We start from the raw sequence: 15323 nt of genomic DNA, 5'->3' as shown, positions 1-15323 counted from the left end.
ATATGCGTATTCAAAGTATTCAAGAAGAGTCAAGACCAGCTGTGTTTTACTCATGTCTAATAGCTAAAATGGCAGTTACCGCTCTGGTTGATGAAGCGGTGCTTACACCTAAGCCTGGGCTTGTAGATGCAGCAACAACTGGATCTCATCAAGATATGAATATTGAGACGCTGTTAACTTCTGCTTATGCTTTACAACCGACCTTTTTACAGATTGCATTATACAGTCAAGGAAAGCAGCCAAGTCAGATGCTAAGGGAAGAAATTGCTCGAATTGGACGCGAGGGCGAACAAATTATGTACGGGGCTACGGATGGTGTTAATACACACAAAGGAGCCATTTGGGCATTAGGCCTACTTGCGTCTGCAACAGCGGTTTGCGGCATTCAAGCATCACCTGCATCCATCACAGAAGCTGCAGGAAAAATTGCTCGTTATGCAGATCGTTTTTGTCCTCTGCATTCATCTAATGGACTTCGTGTGAAAAAACAGTATGGCGCAAAAGGAGCGGCTGGAGAGGCGAAGCAAGGATTTCCTCACGTAATTCATATAGGCTTGCCTGCTTTACATAAAGCTCGCAAGCTAGGCATACATGAAACATCAGCAAGGATTGATACTTTAGTAACACTAATCGCCAACCTTGATGATACGTGTATTTTGCATCGTGCTGGTCCGGTTGTGTTAAAGGAGGTTAAAATGGCGGCATCCAATGTGTTAGAAGCTGGAGGGGTATCTACATCAATGGGAAAACAGCGGCTAGAAGCGTTAGATCATATACTTCTATCATCTAACGCTTCTCCAGGCGGAAGTGCAGATTTGCTGGCTGCTGTATTATTTTTAGATCGAATATCTCTTTTTAAAGAATCGTAAACGTCTGCAGGGAGGAGTGGCTAATGGAAACGTTAGTGTTTAAATACAAAGCCGATCGAAAGTTAACTCAGCGCGCACATGTAGGCGTTGTTGGTTCAGGGGATTTAGAAATTTTAATGGTTCCTTCTGATGAAGAACATGCTCACGTATCAGTACGAACAGGAAGTGAAGGATTTAGTGAAACCTGGAAAGCCGTATTAGACCGGTTCTTTAGTGTTCATACCATTCAAGCGAAAATTGTAATTAATGATTTCGGTGCTACGCCTGGTGTAGTCGCCTTGCGTCTTGCACAAGCTTTGGAGGTGAGTGAAAATGGGAGTGAATAATCAAAGCTTTATTGAGTTAAATGGAAGAGAACGAGCGCAGGCAATCTTAGATCAAGGAACATTCTATGAGCTGCTTGGCCCTTTTGACGGAATCGAATCGCCTCATTTACCTAAGCAAAATATTGTTCCTCAAAGCGACGATGGTGTCATTATAGCAGGTGGGCTGATAGCAGGAGAGCCAGCCGTTGTCATTTCAATAGAAGGAGGGTTTCAAGGGGGAGGCATTGGTGAAGTATCGGGAGCTAAAATTGCAGGAGCTTTAGAACTAGCTCTTAATAATCACAAAAAAGGTGTTCCTGTTAGACCTGTTTTTCTATTCGATACAGGAGGGGTAAGGCTCCAAGAAGCGAATTATGGACTTTTGTCGATATCTGAAATTGGCTCAGCTGTGGTTGCTTTGCGTGAGCATACACCTGTTGTTGGAGTTATTTCAGGAAATGTAGGCTGCTTTGGAGGAATGTCCATCACTGCTTCACTCTTTAGTTATCTCATTATGACAAAAGAAGCAAGGTTTGGCCTTAACGGCCCTGAAGTGATCGAACAAGAAGCAGGAGTTGAAGAGTTTGATGCAAGAGACCGAAGCTTAATCTGGAAAACGATTGGCGGTATTCAACGCTACGAAACCGGGTTTGCAGATACCTTAGCACAGGATGATGTCAAGGCTATTCAGCGAGCGGTTCAAGAGACGTTTCAGAAGAAAGGAAAAGCAACTAGTAAAACAGAACAAGTAGATTTTTACAGACATTTGCTTAGTAAGGTTGATCCTTCAGAAAAACTGGCTCCTGATCAGTTTCAAGAATTGTATAACACAACAAAAAATGAACCTATCCCTTCAACAGTCTCTTACTCGCTTAATGAAGTTCCAGGTAACATGCCCAACAGCCGCGGTCGCGTGTGGATCAACGCCTTAATAAATGATGAAGAAGCAGATTTTGAAATCCCTTCCGTTCTTTATAAAGACGCATTGCTAGGAAGAGAAAAGGTCCGATATATATCGGTTGTACCTAATCCTTATAATCGTTTCTTACGTGCACGGAAAGGGGAAGTAGGACTAGATGAAGGATGGGCAATTGCCAAGCATGTTCGTGAAATAATAAAAGAAGATCGAAATCAATCTCCTCGGCCTATAATCGCCATTGTGGACGTACCGAGTCAAGCGTATGGCTATCATGAAGAACTTCTAGGTATTCACTATGCTTGCGGTGCTGCGGCTGATGCTTATGCAGCAGCGCGCTTAGCAGGTCATCCGGTTATTACGTTAATTGTCGGAAAAGCAATTTCAGGAGCATTTCTGGCTCATGGATACCAATCAAATCGAATTGTGGCTTTAAAAGACGAAGGAGTGAATGTTCACGCCATGTCCAAACAGTCGGCAGCGCGCATTACTAAAAGAAGTATTAAAGAACTTGAAGAAGCTTCAAAGAAAGTCCCGTCCATGGCTTATGATATTGAATCATTTGCCTCACTTGGCGCTTTATATGAGCTGGTTAGCGGTATTCAAGCAGAGCAGCCCACAGAGCGCGACGTTCAAACGATTCAAGATATTTTGACTGGAGCCGTAGAAGATGTACGCCGTGAAGGTGTGTACGATTTAAGCACCCGGCTATACAGTGAGCAAGCAAGGAAGGAAGGGCGAAAAGCTTCTTTATTAGTAAGAGATGAGTTGGAAAAACAATGGAATATATAGCTCATGATTTGCTTCAGTTAAAAGAGGAAGCAAAGCTTATCAGTTATACACCTATCCCTGATTGGGTGCAGCATTCTTTAGGGAAGGCTCCGTTTGTCGTTGTAAGGCGGGCTGTTCACCGAGATAGCCTGATACCTGTTGGAGTAAGAGGAGAAAGAAGAAATCAGCGTTTTGGAGCATTTGTATCTGAGCATGCCGTTAAACAAAGAATTAGGCCGGAAGATCTCGTTCCTATTTTTCAAAACGGCCACTTTAGAAACATGCCAGCCACAGGTGCTTTAAAAGAAGTTGCTATTATTTTAAAAGATTTTGCGTGGGGACCAACCGGCAGTGTGGGATTCGAATTTGCAAGTGGTGCCGAAGTTGTTACAACAACTAGTGATGTGGATATACTTATTCGCCTTTCTTCTTATTTGTCGGTGGAACAAGCGCAACTGATAGTTAATCAGTTAAAAGAGTGTCCAGTTTCTGTAGATGTACAGGTAGAAACAGAAAAAGGAGCATTTTCTCTGGTGGAATATGCAAGGGGAGAAAAGACGCTGCTTCTGCGTACTGTATATGGACCTTCCTTAGTAAAACTAAATCAATTAGTATAAAAGACGGAAGAGGTATTTGCACCTTTTCCGTCTTTTCTGTCAATACCAGCTTTTTTCCTTGCTTAACAAGCGCTTTGCTTCAAAAAAGAATATTTGAATAAATTTTTTGGTGTTAATGCGAATCGGCAAAATTTTAGAATCTCCCTGTAATTCTTTCATTTTTTTACGAACAGCTGTAAAGTCAAAAAACTTAGAAGCATAATTTTCAAATTTCGGATTTGAAAAGTCTGTTAATCCGATAGAAGCAAAGTGATTTAGTGAGTGAGTAACTGCTCGTCTTATTCGCTGTTCACAAGCTTTGGTTTCGCGATTAATTTCAATGGAAGACGCGTGAGCTCCTAATTTTTTCTCAGCCACATTCACAAAAATATTTTTTAGAGAAGGGAAATGTTTTTCCACACTTTCTCTTTGGTCATAAGTGTACAGAAACTGTAAAATATCCAGTAAATCTTTTGCACCATTTTCTCCTACAATACCTAACTCGGCTAATAAGAATTTACCTACATCGTATAGATGGGCTTGTTTCGTTACCGGCTGGCTTGAAGGGGGAGCGTGATGAGCTGTCGCTAAACTATTCAAGGAGGTTTTAATATCATCGATTGATTTCTCAAGGGAGATTCGTTCCATTACTTTTCGAATAACCGTTAAAATTTCAATTCGGTTAATTGGTTTTGTAATATAGTATTCAATTCCTAATGAGTAGGCTTCTCCTATCAATTCTTTGGATTCCACCTGTGAAATCATAATCATTTTTCCTTTAAATGAATCTTTTAAATGACGGATCGTTTCGATTCCGTCACGTCCTGGCATAAGTAAATCGATAAATAAAATATCAATTTGTTTTAAATTTAACGTAGAGGCATCTAAAAAGCTTCCGTCGACGACTTCTTCTACAACTTCTCCTAAATCCTCATCTTCAATCAGCTGACTGAGCGTTGAACGAATAGCTGAATCGTCATCTGTAATACAAAATCGCATAAACTCATCCTTTCTGAATTAAATTACGAAGGGGGATTTGAATGATAAACGTCATTCCGCTGTCTTCTTGTGTAGCTTTAATCGTACCTTCAAGTTCTTGAACAATATCTTTTACATAAGAAAGACCAATGCCAGTAGAGGGGTTTCCAAATTGATCGTATTTTGAGGTGAAACCAGGTTCAAAGATAGCTTTTTCGTACTTTAAAGGTACTCCAGGACCGTTGTCTTGTACATGAAATTCTACATGTTCAGCTTGTCTATGTACCGATAAAACAATCCTTCCTTCATCTTTAATCGCTTCCACTGCGTTGGCTACCAAGTTATTAATGATCGATAAAATGGTGTAAACGTGGTAGCTGAAATGTTCCCCGTTTACAGAAGAAAAAAAGGTAATTTGTTTGTGAAGAGAATCGGCATATTTTTTGTTGATGCGTACGATCAGCTCGATTAATTCCTCTGCTTTCATATAATTTTGGAAACTTTCATTTGAAATTGTTTTAGATAAGCCCGCAAAAATACGCTGGTTGTCTTTTTTTACTTCGTGAATATCTCCCGCAATCCGAAGCGCTTTTTTACTGAGCGTTTGGTTTAGCACAGAATGATCTTTTTCCTGCTGATTTAATACGCGGTATAAATCGTACGAAGCTTTTGTAATCGCTTCTGTATTATGAAGGGTCTTTTTTAAATGAACGGTTTCTTCATAAAGGCTTGTAATGAGCATTAGCATGTGCTCATTTTGTTTGCGAATTTGACGTTCTCGTGACTGTGATTCATAAATCGTCATCATATTAAAAAAGCTAAGTACAATGAAGCTGTGAGCAAAAGCAATAACGGCCATGTCAGATAATGAATCGACATGGATTGTTGTATGCAAAACTATATACTGCGCAGTTAGTTCCACTACATCAGCAGCAATTTCAATGATGAGTCCAATCACTCCAATTACAATAGCACTATAGTTCATGCGGCTTACTTTAAAAACAAAAAATAAAAGTGCATACGTAAAGTAGAAGAAAAACGTAGGGTAATGCGTATGTGCAGAAGCCGCAAATTGAAAATGATCGAGCATGATATAATCGAGCATGATGCGAAAGAGAACGACACTTAAAGCGGTTAACAAGCCCCCGGCTAAAACGGTTTTTCGTTTTAAAAGCAACAGGAAAAAGAAAAATGTAGGAGCTCCAAATGTAATTCGAAATGTTTCATTTAACGGATAAAATTTTAACTCTCCCGCCAGCGGGACAGTAATGAGCATGAGCAATAAAATGTACGGATCTTTTCGAATGAAAGATTTAAAATTCAGATAATTCCACCTCCTGAAGTGATTCGTGAATTAGTATACATTGTGACAGCGTCCAGCACAATGGAGAAGAGTGCCAAAGATAAAAATATAATTACAAAAAGTTTTGTAGGTTTTTGTATGCTCTCGTAGGTTGCATTGTACATTAAAAACGAAAATGAAATCCCGTTTTATGAAAGCGCTTTAAAATAAAAAGTTAATTAAGTGATGAGGTGATTTTAATGAAAAGAGAAATTGAACAGGAAATGTCTTACTTACACGTCACTGCAAAAGAGCAGTTACATGAGTGGGTAGAGCAAATAAAAGAATTTTCTTCAGAAGGAAAAACGGCCGATTACATTCCAGCTCTGAAAGATATGGACTCGTCTCAATTAGGTATTTGTTTGATTGGTGCTGACGGAACTGTTATCCAGTCTGGAGACTATGAATCGGTATTTACTCTTCAAAGTATTTCTAAAGTCATTAGCTTTATAGCAGCTTGCTTATGCTGCGGCATTCCTTATGTGCTAGAGAGAGTGGATGTAGAGCCAACTGGAGATGCATTTAATTCTATTATAAGACTGGAAATGCATAAACCAGGAAAGCCGTTCAATCCTATGATTAACGCGGGTGCTTTAACGGTTTCATCTCTTTTATCTGGGGAGACGGCAAAAGAAAAATTAAGCTATTTGTTTGATGTGATAACAATGCTTACCGGGAAAACACCAATCATTAATGAAACGGTCTTTGAATCTGAATGGCAAACGTCTCATCGAAATCGTGCGCTTGCCTACTATTTAAAAGAAACGAACTACTTACAAGGAGAAGTAGAAGAGGTTCTAGAGGTTTACTTAAAGCAGTGCTCAATTGAAGTAACGACTGAAGATATTGCACTGATTGGATTAATTCTGTCATTAGATGGATATCATCCAGTGTTTCACAAACAAGTAATTCCAAAAGAAGTAGCTAAATTAACAAAAGCGCTCATGCTTACATGCGGTATGTATAATGCTTCAGGAAAGTTTGCGGCATTTGTTGGTATGCCAGCTAAAAGCGGTGTATCGGGAGGAATCATGTCATTGGTGCCACCTAATACGAAAAAGCAGTCTCCATTTCCAGACGGATGCGGTATCGGAATATACAGTCCAGCTATTGATGAGTACGGGAATAGCGTAAAAGGCGTTACGCTGCTAAAAAAAATCGCAAAAGAATGGGATTTGAGTATTTTTTAGTCTATTTCCGTACTCTTCATTCGCTTCAATAATATAAACACCAAGAGAAAAAACTTTCATGTTGTGCATTTGTTCTACCAAATTTTTTAATGAGGTGATAGGCATGCAACAAGCAGTCGAAAGTGTGATTAGCGTCATCAATGATTTTTTTTGGTCGAATTTATTAATTATTTTACTTGTATCAATTGGTATTTATTTTACGATTCGCTCTCGTTTTTTGCAGTTTCGCATGTTGAAAGAAATGGTCCTTGTTTTGAAAGAAGGACGAGCGGCTAAAGGTGGAGGAGTCTCTCCGTTTCAAGCTTTTTGCATAAGCATGGCAGCTCGAGTAGGAACGGGAAATATTACAGGGATAGCGATTGCTATTGCACTTGGTGGCCCGGGTGCTGTATTTTGGATGTGGATTATTGCCATTATCGGTTCAGTATCAAGTTTTGTAGAAAGTACACTCGCTCAAATTTATAAAGTAAAAGGATCAAACGGGTTTCGAGGAGGACCCGCTTATTATATGGAAAAAGGGTTAAATAAAAGGTGGATGGGCGGGCTATTTGCTGTACTCATTACACTATCATTTGGCCTAGTGTTTAACGCTGTGCAGTCTAATACGATTACGCTAGCATTTGAGAACTCTTTTGGAACGAGCCGCTTGTTGGTTGGGATTATTATGACAGTTATATTTGCGGTAATTATTTTTGGCGGAATCAAACGCATCGCCAAGATATCGGAATACATCGTGGTCGTATTAGCCGTTTTATACATTGGAATGGCTCTGTTCATTATCTTTAAAAATATCGATCAAATGCCTGCGGTTCTATCTCTAATTGTGAAAAATGCATTTGGATTTGAACAGGCGCTTGGGGGGTCAATTGGTGCAACGTTAATCAACGGAGTAAAGCGCGGACTGTTTTCCAATGAAGCAGGAATGGGAAGTGCTCCCAACGCCGCGGCAACTGCAGTGACGAGCCATCCAGTTAAACAAGGTCTTATCCAAGCATTTGGTGTCTTGACGGATACACTCGTGATTTGTACAAGCACAGCATTTATCGTTCTCTTATCCCCCGCCTATAAGCAGGGACTAAGCGGCATTGAACTAACGCAAGCTTCTCTTAGTACCCATATTGGCTCTTGGGCATCAGGGTTTTTAGCTATCATGGTATTTCTATTTGCTTTTAGTACGTTAATTGGCAATTATTATTATGGAGAAACGAATATTGAGTTTTTAAATTCAAATAAGTTGTGGCTTTGGTCTTATCGTGTAGGTGTTTTAGCGATGGTTATTTTTGGATCGATCGCTCAGCTTCAGCTTGTATGGAATTTGGCAGACTTATTTATGGGGATGATGGTAGTCGTGAACTTGATTGCTATTTTTCTATTATCGAAAGTGGCATTTTCCGCCTTGCATGACTATACTGAGCAAAAAAAGGAAGGGGAAAATCCAGTCTTTTATAGAGATGCGTTAGAAAACAATCAAAATATCGAATGTTGGGAAAGAGAATCTGCTCCGCCCCCTTCTGAAAAAGAGAATATTATCTAAAAAAAGTTCAGCCAATTGGCTGAACTTTTTTTATGCGTTTTTCTTTAATTCAGTTTGCGCAGTGCCTTTAGAAAACAATGTTTCTTTCACGCCGTTAGTTGCTACTTTTGTTTTGGCCGAAAAGATTGGATTTAAAATAACAACTACGAGTAAGTTAGATAATAATCCCCAGAATCCTTCATAAAGACCAAATGAATTTCCTGTGGCATGTACGGTAAACGTCACAACCAGCCCTACTACTAATCCAGCAATCGTACTTTCTTTCGATTGATTTCTCCAGAACAGACTGATAACGATAGCCGGGAAGATTTGTACCATACCGGATACCCCTAGTAACTGTAGGGAAACAAGTGCTTGAGGGAATAATAAACCGAATAAAAGTGCCAGTCCAATAACAACGAAAACCATAGAACGAGTAACCATTGTTAATGTTTTACCCTGTACATTTGGATTAATTAAATCTCTGAATATATTATTTGCAAATAAGTTAGACGCTCCGATAGCCATGATAGAACATGGAATTAATGAAGCAAGAGCAATCGTTGCATAAGCTAACCCTTGGCCAATGCCGCCATATGAATATTGAATTAAGGTTAATAATGCTAATCTAGGATCCGTTGTATCTTGAGGTAATACTTGATAAGCAATAAATCCTAAGAAGATGACTAGAATTAAAACAATATTGTAAAGCGGTAAGAAAATAGCATTTTTACGAAGCGAATCTGCACTTTTAGCAGTGAAAACACCTGTAGCAGCGTGGGCCCACATGAATAAAGCTAAAGCAGATACGAGTGATGCTGTAATAAACCATGGAATGCCTTTAGGTCCTTGTGTTGGGATCGTTAATAGCTGAGGTGAATCCTTTGCAACATTGTCGATCATGTTGCCCCAGCTTCCAAAATGCATAATTGGCAGAGAAACAACCATAAATAACATAATCGCCCATACTAAAATATCTTTAATAATTGCCGTATATGTGGGACCTTTAATTCCGCTGAAAAAGGTATAAAGAGCCACAAGAAAGAATGAAAGAATAACGACTGCTTTTACGTTAATGTAGCCAGTTCCTGCAACGCGAAGAGTATCTTGAATACCGCTAAGCTGAAGATCAATATATGGAATGAGCATCAATACACCTACTATAGCAATTAAAGAGGAGAGAAATTTACTGCTAAAACGTTCTCTGGCATAATCAGCAAGCGTAGTAAGTTTGTGCTTTTTAGCAACAGTCCAAAGCTTTGGAAGAAAAAAGTATGAAATTAAAAAGGCTAAAACAGAGTAAGGAATAGCAAAAAATGCGATGCTTCCCCCCTGATAAGCTGTACTTGTAAGACCTAGGAATGTATAAGCAGTATATAAATCTGCTCCTACTAAAAGCCAGACGAGCAGGCTTCCAAAACGTCTTCCACCTACAGCCCACTCTTCAACTGAGCTTCTAGATGATTTGTCACGTCCCGCTATAAAACCAATGGCGATAACGACAAGAACAATTGCTGATGTGATTAAAAGTGCGGTTAAATTTCCTTGCATTATTCAATGTCCCCCCAAGATTTTTGTAAACGATAAATGATAAATGTACACACAGGCGTTAAGAAGACCCATAAAAATAACCATAAATGCAAAAGAGGTAATCCAAAAATAATTGGATGAATGTTATTTACAAAAGGTAAAAAAACGAATTGAGCAATAAATGGAATGATGAATAAAATAAAAATTATGAATTTTCTGTTCAATTTTACTCCTCCTACTAAAAATTTATCTAACAATGTTCACTATGATAGCAAGTCTGACATGGTAAAGCAATAAGTTTTTTGAAAATTTCGTTATAATCTATGGAAATTTTTTTAGAAAAACAAAAAAGAGCTTATGGTGGGAGTATATTTGAAATGATTACGAAGGAAAAAAAGGGGGATAATCTAAGCGAAGTTGCTCTTGAAGCAAAAAGAGAACGGAAAAGAAGAAATTTAGTTTTGACCGGGAAGTTTTTATTATTTCGCTGAGATAAAGTATATTGCTATTGCATCATAAGAAAAGAATTTGTATGTTCAAATAGAGATTCATGGAAAGAATAAAACAGAGCAAATAAAAAAACTAGACAATAAGTGCTTGTCTAGTTCCACCACTCTGTCAGTGGTCCTTTGTCGCCATAAACAGGATCTGTTGTAGGAATAGGTACTTGTGCAATTTCATCAAATACGTGAGGGCGATCAGTTTGTTTTCCTGTTCTTAAATTGTAATCCATGCCCTCTGGATAAGCTCCAACCACTTTAAAATCAGCAGTTGACTGCAGACGCATATGCCCTGTTCCTGCAGGAAGTACGAGCACATCGCCAGCATGCACCACGATATTTTCCCCCATATGTCCACCTAGTTTTAAACGTGCAGATCCGCTAATTACACCTAGTGCTTCATGAGAATTACTGTGGTAATGGTGAAAATCATGTATGCCGCCTACCCAGCTGTTTTTCCAGTTGTGAGAATTAAAAATGCTCTCCACTTTCTCTTTCTTACTAATAAATACGTGTTCATACAACAAAACTGGAAGACGAGGGTGATTTGGAATGGTTCCGTCGTCATCAAAATAAAGAACTTTTACATTTGCATAATTCATAAGCATCCCTCTAACAATCTTTTTTCGTAATTTTCCCTGTTTTGTGCTTGCGTAAACAGAGAAGTTTGCTCGAAGTACTTCATTTGTTGCGAAGTGCATGATATGTAGGTTTTAACGTTTTCCTAAAAGAAGTCTCCCACTTCAAGCGTAGCTAAGCGGTGGGCAGTTCACTTTAGTATCTTTTCTTCATATTGTATATAAGTAAAGGGTCTAGTGCAAGAATTCTATGGATATATAGCTGTTAATTCTTATTATGTAAATGAATATTATATATTAATATAATTTTTAGAAGGTAATCTGCTCGTGGAGTAAAAGAATCAAACAACAAGAAAAGTTAGGATTTTAGTTGTTTTTGTAATTAAAAAGAGATTTTCAGAGGGTTTATTCATAATTTTACGAATAATTTATTATCTTTATAAAAGTAATGTAAACATTTTTGTGTATTGAGTAATAGAAATGAATGTTATATACTGATAAAAAATATATTCCTATATGTGACTGGCGCAACATGGATGACCATGGGGGAGCATATAGCGTATAAGCCGCGCGCCTGGGCAAACACTTGAGAGAATTCCGCAAGTGTTTTTTTTATTTTCCTAGGGAAGAGGAGTAGATTTGGATGAGCAATATGCAAAGGAAGATGGGAACATTTGCTTTAACCATGACAGGCATAGGTTCGATTATCGGTTCAGGGTGGCTGTTTGGAGCATGGAAAGCAGCTCAAATTGCGGGACCCGCGGCTATTTTTTCATGGGTTATTGGAATGGTGGTTATTTTGACCATTGCCCTATCATATGCTGAACTGGGCGCGATGTTTCCACAAGCAGGGGGGATGGTTAAATATCCTCAGTATTCACACGGATCATTTATTGGTTTTTTGGCTGCTTGGGCTAACTGGATTTCAATCGCTTCAACGATAACAGTGGAGGCTATTGCATCTGTGCAATATATGAGTACTTGGCCGTGGAAGTGGGCTCGCTGGACTCATGAATTGGTAGACAATGGAATTTTAACGTCCAAGGGGTTGGCAGTTGCGTCTTTGTTATTATTCGTTTACTTTTTTGTGAACTATTGGACGGTAAATCTCTTTGCGAAAGCAAACTCATTTATTACGATTGTTAAATTAATTATTCCTGGTTTAACGGCAGGGGCTTTATTTTTCGCTGGTTTTCATAGTGGAAACTTTTCAAGTGAGCATGGGGTTGCCCCTTATGGGTGGGCCAGTGTTTTAACGGCAGTGGCAACATCAGGTATTGTGTTTGCATTTAATGGGTTTCAAAGTCCTGTAAATATGGCAGGAGAAGCAAAATCACCTAATAAATCGATTCCGATAGCTGTAATTGGTTCAATTTTTATTGCAGGAATTGTATACATTATATTGCAAATTGTCTTTATCGGAGCAGTAAGTCCGTCATCAATTGCTGATGGATGGAATCACTTGAATTTTAATTCTCCTTTTGCTGATTTAGCGATTGCGCTTGGAATTAACTGGCTAACAATTGTGTTATACGCAGACGCATTTGTTTCTCCTTCCGGCACAGGTGCTACATATACGGCAACTACTTCTAGAATGTTATACGGGATGCAGCAAAATGGATACTTGCCAAAGATATTTGGTACTCTTCATCCACTTTACAATGTCCCGCGCCCAGCTATGTGGCTAAATTTAGCAGCTTGCTTCTTGTTTCTCTTTTTATTTAGAGGATGGGGTGTCTTAGCAGAAGTAATCTCAGTAGCGACGCTTATCTCTTATATTATGGGTCCTGTAGCGCTTATAACATTAAGAAAAACGGCTTCACACTTTTACCGTCCATTTTATTTAAAAGGGGCATCAGTTATTGCGCCATGCGGCTTCGTTTTTGCTTCCTTGACGCTTTACTGGGCAAGATGGCCGCTTACAGGTGAAGTGATCTTTATTATGGCAATTGGCCTGCCTGTTTATTTTTATTACCAAGCGAAAAATAAATGGGTGGGCTTTAAAAAAGAATTTTTAACCGGGGCTTGGATGCTTATCTATTTAGCGTGCATGATTTTTATTTCCTACATAGGAAGCGAAAAATTCGGAGGCAAAAATATTTTGCCTTTCGGATGGGATATGCTAGTGATTGCTTGCGTATCATTAGCTTTTTATTACTGGGGAATTAAAAGCGGCAAATCTAACCGATATATGAAAGAAGCTGAACAAATCAATCAAGAAAATTTTAAATCTAAATAAAAAAACACGAGCCCGTGCTCGTGTTTTTTTATTTAGGTCAGTGGAGAATTTAGACTTAGTTTTTATCAAAATATTGTAAAAAATATAGATTTTAAGGTTTAAGTATTTATATAGGGGGAACCTTTATTTGGGATAAAGTTCTAAAAAAACAAAATAAAGGGGATTGGGAAGCTGTGAAAAAAATGAATGTTTTGGCTTTGGCTTTTGTACTTATGCTAGTATTAGCGGCTTGCAACAGTTCTAAGGAAACGGGAGGATCCACTTCGGCTAAAAATAAGGCGATTGAAGCATCCATTGACAGCGCTTCTTACATTTTAGTAGATAGTGATGAAGGAGCTACAAGTGAAGAAAAAGGGCTGTTGAAAGTTGATTTAAAAGTGAAAAATGTATCCAAAAACAGTATATCTTTATCAGATTATGACGGTGTGTATTTATACGAAGGAGATGAACAGCTGTCTCCAAAAACTGGAGTGAACAGTCGTGAGCTTGGACTAGAAAGCAGTGCATCTGACAAGATTGGCGCTGGAAAGCAAAAAAAATTAACATTTGTCTTTGAAGTCAAAAAAGATAAAAAGTACAAAATTGGGCTTCAGCCAAAATCATCTGATTATGATGAAGAAATCGACGAAGTGACATTAACACTGGATACGAAAAAATACGCCAAAAGCTATAATAAGCTGCAAGACCCAGAAAAAGCTCTGCAAGCTTACACAGAAGTCCTTTACTTAAACAAAGAAAACGTAGACTATGATAAATATGTAACAGCAGATAAAACAGCTGTCATAGAAGAACAGAAAAAAGCGTTTAATGAGGAATTAAAAGGTGCGTTTTCTAACAGTTTAACCGACAAAGCAAAAAAAGATTTTTTTAACATGTATAAAGATGTTTTAAAAGAAAAAGCAAACGTGAAAACAAATGTGATTGCGAATGCAAATAATAAAGCCGTAGTAGAAGTGGAGTACACTACTCTTGATTTATCAGACTTATATTCATACGTATCGCAGCTTAAGCGAGCATACACAGATGAAACGAAAGATTACGATACAGAACACTCTGAAGAGTTTGCGGCTTCTAAATTCAAAGATATTGTAAATGAATTAGAAACGAAAGAAGGAAGTCGTCCCCTACGAATTTTTATGGTGAAAGAAGATGAGAAATGGACTGTAAAATCAAGTGACCTATACAGTGATTCTTTAGGTAAAACGTTTGGATCAAGCTATATTCGATAGACAAAAAAGAGAAGAATTTTTCTTCTCTTTTTTGTTTTCTGTAAATAAATCAACGAGCTTTTTGTAAAGCTAAATTTATCAAAATATGCTAGTATAGGTTCATTCATTCTTTTATTCTTATTATGATAGGCATCAATGGAGGTTCTTACTAATGAAAGCAAATTATTGTAAAGATACAAAGGCAGTTCGAACGAGCCGCATTTTTCCTAATGATATTAATAATCACAATACGTTATTTGGCGGAAAGTTAATGAGTGATATTGATATGATTGCGTCCATTTCAGCTTATCGTCACAGTCGTACAGAGTGTGTGACAGCTTCAGCAGACTCTATTCATTTTCTGCACCCTATTACGCCTCAGGATTCTGTATGTTTGGAGTCATACGTATCATGGGCAGGTCGTTCATCCATGGAAGTGTTTGTGAAAGTGATTAAAGAAAATTTAAAAACCGGGGAGCGTCAAATTGCAGCTACATCATTTTTAACTTTTGTGGCAATGGATGATGATGGAAAGCCCCGCGCAGTACCGGAGCTTATTCCAGAAACAGAAGAAGAAAAATACCTGTTTCAAACGGGGGCAGATCGCGCTACCACGCGTAAACAAGTGCGTAAAAAAAGCAATGAACTAGCCTCGGTATTGGATTTAGGACAACCTTGGTAGCATAAAAGAGAGGCCGAGACAAAAGTGTTTTAGCTCAAATGAAAAACGAACCAGTGATCAACATGTTTGATTAGTGGTTCGTTTTTTTTGTTATGGTAAACGTAGG

At 38.3% G+C, this 15323-nt stretch carries 15 protein-coding genes and 1 riboswitch; of the genes, 10 read left to right on the top strand and 5 right to left on the bottom strand.

The window, feature by feature from the left end:
• Positions 1 to 2 precede the first annotated feature (2 nt).
• From AC1DEF_RS19470 to AC1DEF_RS19455, 4 genes are read left to right on the top strand one after another with little or no spacing between them, the layout of a single operon-like run.
• The gene (locus AC1DEF_RS19470) at positions 3 to 869 is read left to right on the top strand and encodes a triphosphoribosyl-dephospho-CoA synthase (RefSeq protein WP_097824277.1); all 867 of its coding nucleotides are present in this window, start codon (positions 3 to 5) and stop codon (positions 867 to 869) included.
• Positions 870 to 892: 23 nt separating this feature from the next.
• On the top strand, positions 893 to 1195 hold the full coding sequence (locus tag AC1DEF_RS19465; RefSeq protein ID WP_013055506.1) for a malonate decarboxylase subunit delta: 303 nt from the start codon (positions 893 to 895) through the stop codon (positions 1193 to 1195).
• A complete protein-coding gene (gene mdcD, locus AC1DEF_RS19460; RefSeq protein WP_043980352.1) occupies positions 1182 to 2882 on the top strand; it encodes a biotin-independent malonate decarboxylase subunit beta in 1701 nt (566 codons plus the stop codon). Before AC1DEF_RS19465 ends, mdcD begins: the two co-directional genes overlap by 14 nt.
• The gene (locus AC1DEF_RS19455) at positions 2870 to 3478 is read left to right on the top strand and encodes a malonate decarboxylase holo-ACP synthase (protein ID WP_097824276.1); all 609 of its coding nucleotides are present in this window, start codon (positions 2870 to 2872) and stop codon (positions 3476 to 3478) included. The genes mdcD and AC1DEF_RS19455 overlap by 13 nt, the downstream gene beginning before the upstream one ends.
• A 39-nt stretch (positions 3479 to 3517) precedes the next feature.
• On the opposite strand, the gene AC1DEF_RS19450 is transcribed toward AC1DEF_RS19455, so the two are convergent.
• Both AC1DEF_RS19450 and AC1DEF_RS19445 read right to left on the bottom strand, forming a co-directional pair.
• Positions 3518 to 4456 carry a response regulator gene (locus AC1DEF_RS19450; protein WP_043980348.1) on the bottom strand — a complete coding sequence of 313 codons (939 nt, stop codon included), beginning with the start codon at positions 4454 to 4456 and terminating at the stop codon, positions 3518 to 3520.
• A gap of 4 nt (positions 4457 to 4460) precedes the next feature.
• Positions 4461 to 5711, bottom strand: coding sequence for an ATP-binding protein (locus AC1DEF_RS19445; RefSeq protein WP_097824385.1), 1251 nt, complete (start codon positions 5709 to 5711; stop codon positions 4461 to 4463).
• Positions 5712 to 5977: 266 nt separating this feature from the next.
• Here AC1DEF_RS19445 and AC1DEF_RS19440 point away from each other — a divergent pair, with 266 nt between their 5' ends.
• The gene (locus AC1DEF_RS19440) at positions 5978 to 6967 is read left to right on the top strand and encodes a glutaminase (RefSeq protein WP_043980347.1); all 990 of its coding nucleotides are present in this window, start codon (positions 5978 to 5980) and stop codon (positions 6965 to 6967) included.
• A gap of 103 nt (positions 6968 to 7070) precedes the next feature.
• Positions 7071 to 8501 (top strand): alanine/glycine:cation symporter family protein, encoded by a 1431-nt coding sequence (locus tag AC1DEF_RS19435; RefSeq protein ID WP_097824275.1) that lies wholly within the window; start codon positions 7071 to 7073, stop codon positions 8499 to 8501.
• A gap of 30 nt (positions 8502 to 8531) precedes the next feature.
• On the opposite strand, the gene AC1DEF_RS19430 is transcribed toward AC1DEF_RS19435, so the two are convergent.
• Together AC1DEF_RS19430 and AC1DEF_RS19425 are read right to left on the bottom strand one after the other, a co-directional pair.
• Complete coding sequence (locus AC1DEF_RS19430) at positions 8532 to 10031, bottom strand: sodium:solute symporter family protein (protein WP_097824274.1); 1500 nt, start codon at positions 10029 to 10031, stop codon at positions 8532 to 8534.
• The gene (locus AC1DEF_RS19425) at positions 10031 to 10234 is read right to left on the bottom strand and encodes a DUF3311 domain-containing protein (protein WP_043980340.1); all 204 of its coding nucleotides are present in this window, start codon (positions 10232 to 10234) and stop codon (positions 10031 to 10033) included. Before AC1DEF_RS19425 ends, AC1DEF_RS19430 begins: the two co-directional genes overlap by 1 nt.
• 99 nt (positions 10235 to 10333) lie before the next feature.
• Between AC1DEF_RS19425 and AC1DEF_RS19420 the strand changes: the two genes are divergently transcribed.
• A complete protein-coding gene (locus AC1DEF_RS19420) occupies positions 10334 to 10501 on the top strand; it encodes a hypothetical protein (protein WP_427075669.1) in 168 nt (55 codons plus the stop codon).
• Positions 10502 to 10611: 110 nt separating this feature from the next.
• Here AC1DEF_RS19420 and AC1DEF_RS19415 read toward each other — a convergent pair whose 3' ends face one another.
• Positions 10612 to 11211 carry a cupin domain-containing protein gene (locus tag AC1DEF_RS19415; RefSeq protein ID WP_080621362.1) on the bottom strand — a complete coding sequence of 200 codons (600 nt, stop codon included), beginning with the start codon at positions 11209 to 11211 and terminating at the stop codon, positions 10612 to 10614.
• A 385-nt stretch (positions 11212 to 11596) separates the two neighbouring features.
• Positions 11597 to 11675, top strand: a riboswitch (ZMP/ZTP riboswitch).
• 56 nt (positions 11676 to 11731) lie between these two features.
• Between AC1DEF_RS19415 and AC1DEF_RS19410 the strand changes: the two genes are divergently transcribed.
• From AC1DEF_RS19410 to AC1DEF_RS19400, 3 genes are all read left to right on the top strand, one after another.
• A complete protein-coding gene (locus AC1DEF_RS19410; protein WP_013055516.1) occupies positions 11732 to 13327 on the top strand; it encodes an APC family permease in 1596 nt (531 codons plus the stop codon).
• Between the two features lie 182 nt (positions 13328 to 13509).
• Entirely contained in the window at positions 13510 to 14556 is a 1047-nt protein-coding gene (locus AC1DEF_RS19405) for a DUF5105 domain-containing protein (protein ID WP_255255765.1), read from the top strand.
• Between the two features lie 151 nt (positions 14557 to 14707).
• Complete coding sequence (locus AC1DEF_RS19400) at positions 14708 to 15217, top strand: acyl-CoA thioesterase (RefSeq protein WP_043980336.1); 510 nt, start codon at positions 14708 to 14710, stop codon at positions 15215 to 15217.
• Positions 15218 to 15323: the final 106 nt, after the last annotated feature.

Source organism: Priestia sp. 10L35 (assembly GCF_056395685.1).
Note: the sequence above shows the minus strand (reverse complement) of the source record. Positions and strands in the feature narration are given on the sequence as shown.

What these genes read in the sequence shown, in the direction of transcription:
- AC1DEF_RS19445 (WP_097824385.1), bottom strand. Translation starts at nt 5,711, where the DNA reads ATGCTCATTACTGTCCCGCTGGCGGGAGAGTTAAAATTTTATCCGTTA.
- AC1DEF_RS19470 (WP_097824277.1), top strand. Translation starts at nt 3, where the DNA reads ATGCGTATTCAAAGTATTCAAGAAGAGTCAAGACCAGCTGTGTTTTAC.
- AC1DEF_RS19430 (WP_097824274.1), bottom strand. Translation starts at nt 10,031, where the DNA reads ATGCAAGGAAATTTAACCGCACTTTTAATCACATCAGCAATTGTTCTT.
- AC1DEF_RS19400 (WP_043980336.1), top strand. Translation starts at nt 14,708, where the DNA reads ATGAAAGCAAATTATTGTAAAGATACAAAGGCAGTTCGAACGAGCCGC.
- AC1DEF_RS19435 (WP_097824275.1), top strand. Translation starts at nt 7,071, where the DNA reads ATGCAACAAGCAGTCGAAAGTGTGATTAGCGTCATCAATGATTTTTTT.
- AC1DEF_RS19415 (WP_080621362.1), bottom strand. Translation starts at nt 11,211, where the DNA reads ATGCACTTCGCAACAAATGAAGTACTTCGAGCAAACTTCTCTGTTTAC.
- mdcD (WP_043980352.1), top strand. Translation starts at nt 1,182, where the DNA reads ATGGGAGTGAATAATCAAAGCTTTATTGAGTTAAATGGAAGAGAACGA.
- AC1DEF_RS19420 (WP_427075669.1), top strand. Translation starts at nt 10,334, where the DNA reads ATGGAAATTTTTTTAGAAAAACAAAAAAGAGCTTATGGTGGGAGTATA.
- AC1DEF_RS19405 (WP_255255765.1), top strand. Translation starts at nt 13,510, where the DNA reads ATGAATGTTTTGGCTTTGGCTTTTGTACTTATGCTAGTATTAGCGGCT.
- AC1DEF_RS19450 (WP_043980348.1), bottom strand. Translation starts at nt 4,456, where the DNA reads ATGCGATTTTGTATTACAGATGACGATTCAGCTATTCGTTCAACGCTC.
- AC1DEF_RS19455 (WP_097824276.1), top strand. Translation starts at nt 2,870, where the DNA reads ATGGAATATATAGCTCATGATTTGCTTCAGTTAAAAGAGGAAGCAAAG.
- AC1DEF_RS19465 (WP_013055506.1), top strand. Translation starts at nt 893, where the DNA reads ATGGAAACGTTAGTGTTTAAATACAAAGCCGATCGAAAGTTAACTCAG.
- AC1DEF_RS19410 (WP_013055516.1), top strand. Translation starts at nt 11,732, where the DNA reads ATGAGCAATATGCAAAGGAAGATGGGAACATTTGCTTTAACCATGACA.
- AC1DEF_RS19440 (WP_043980347.1), top strand. Translation starts at nt 5,978, where the DNA reads ATGAAAAGAGAAATTGAACAGGAAATGTCTTACTTACACGTCACTGCA.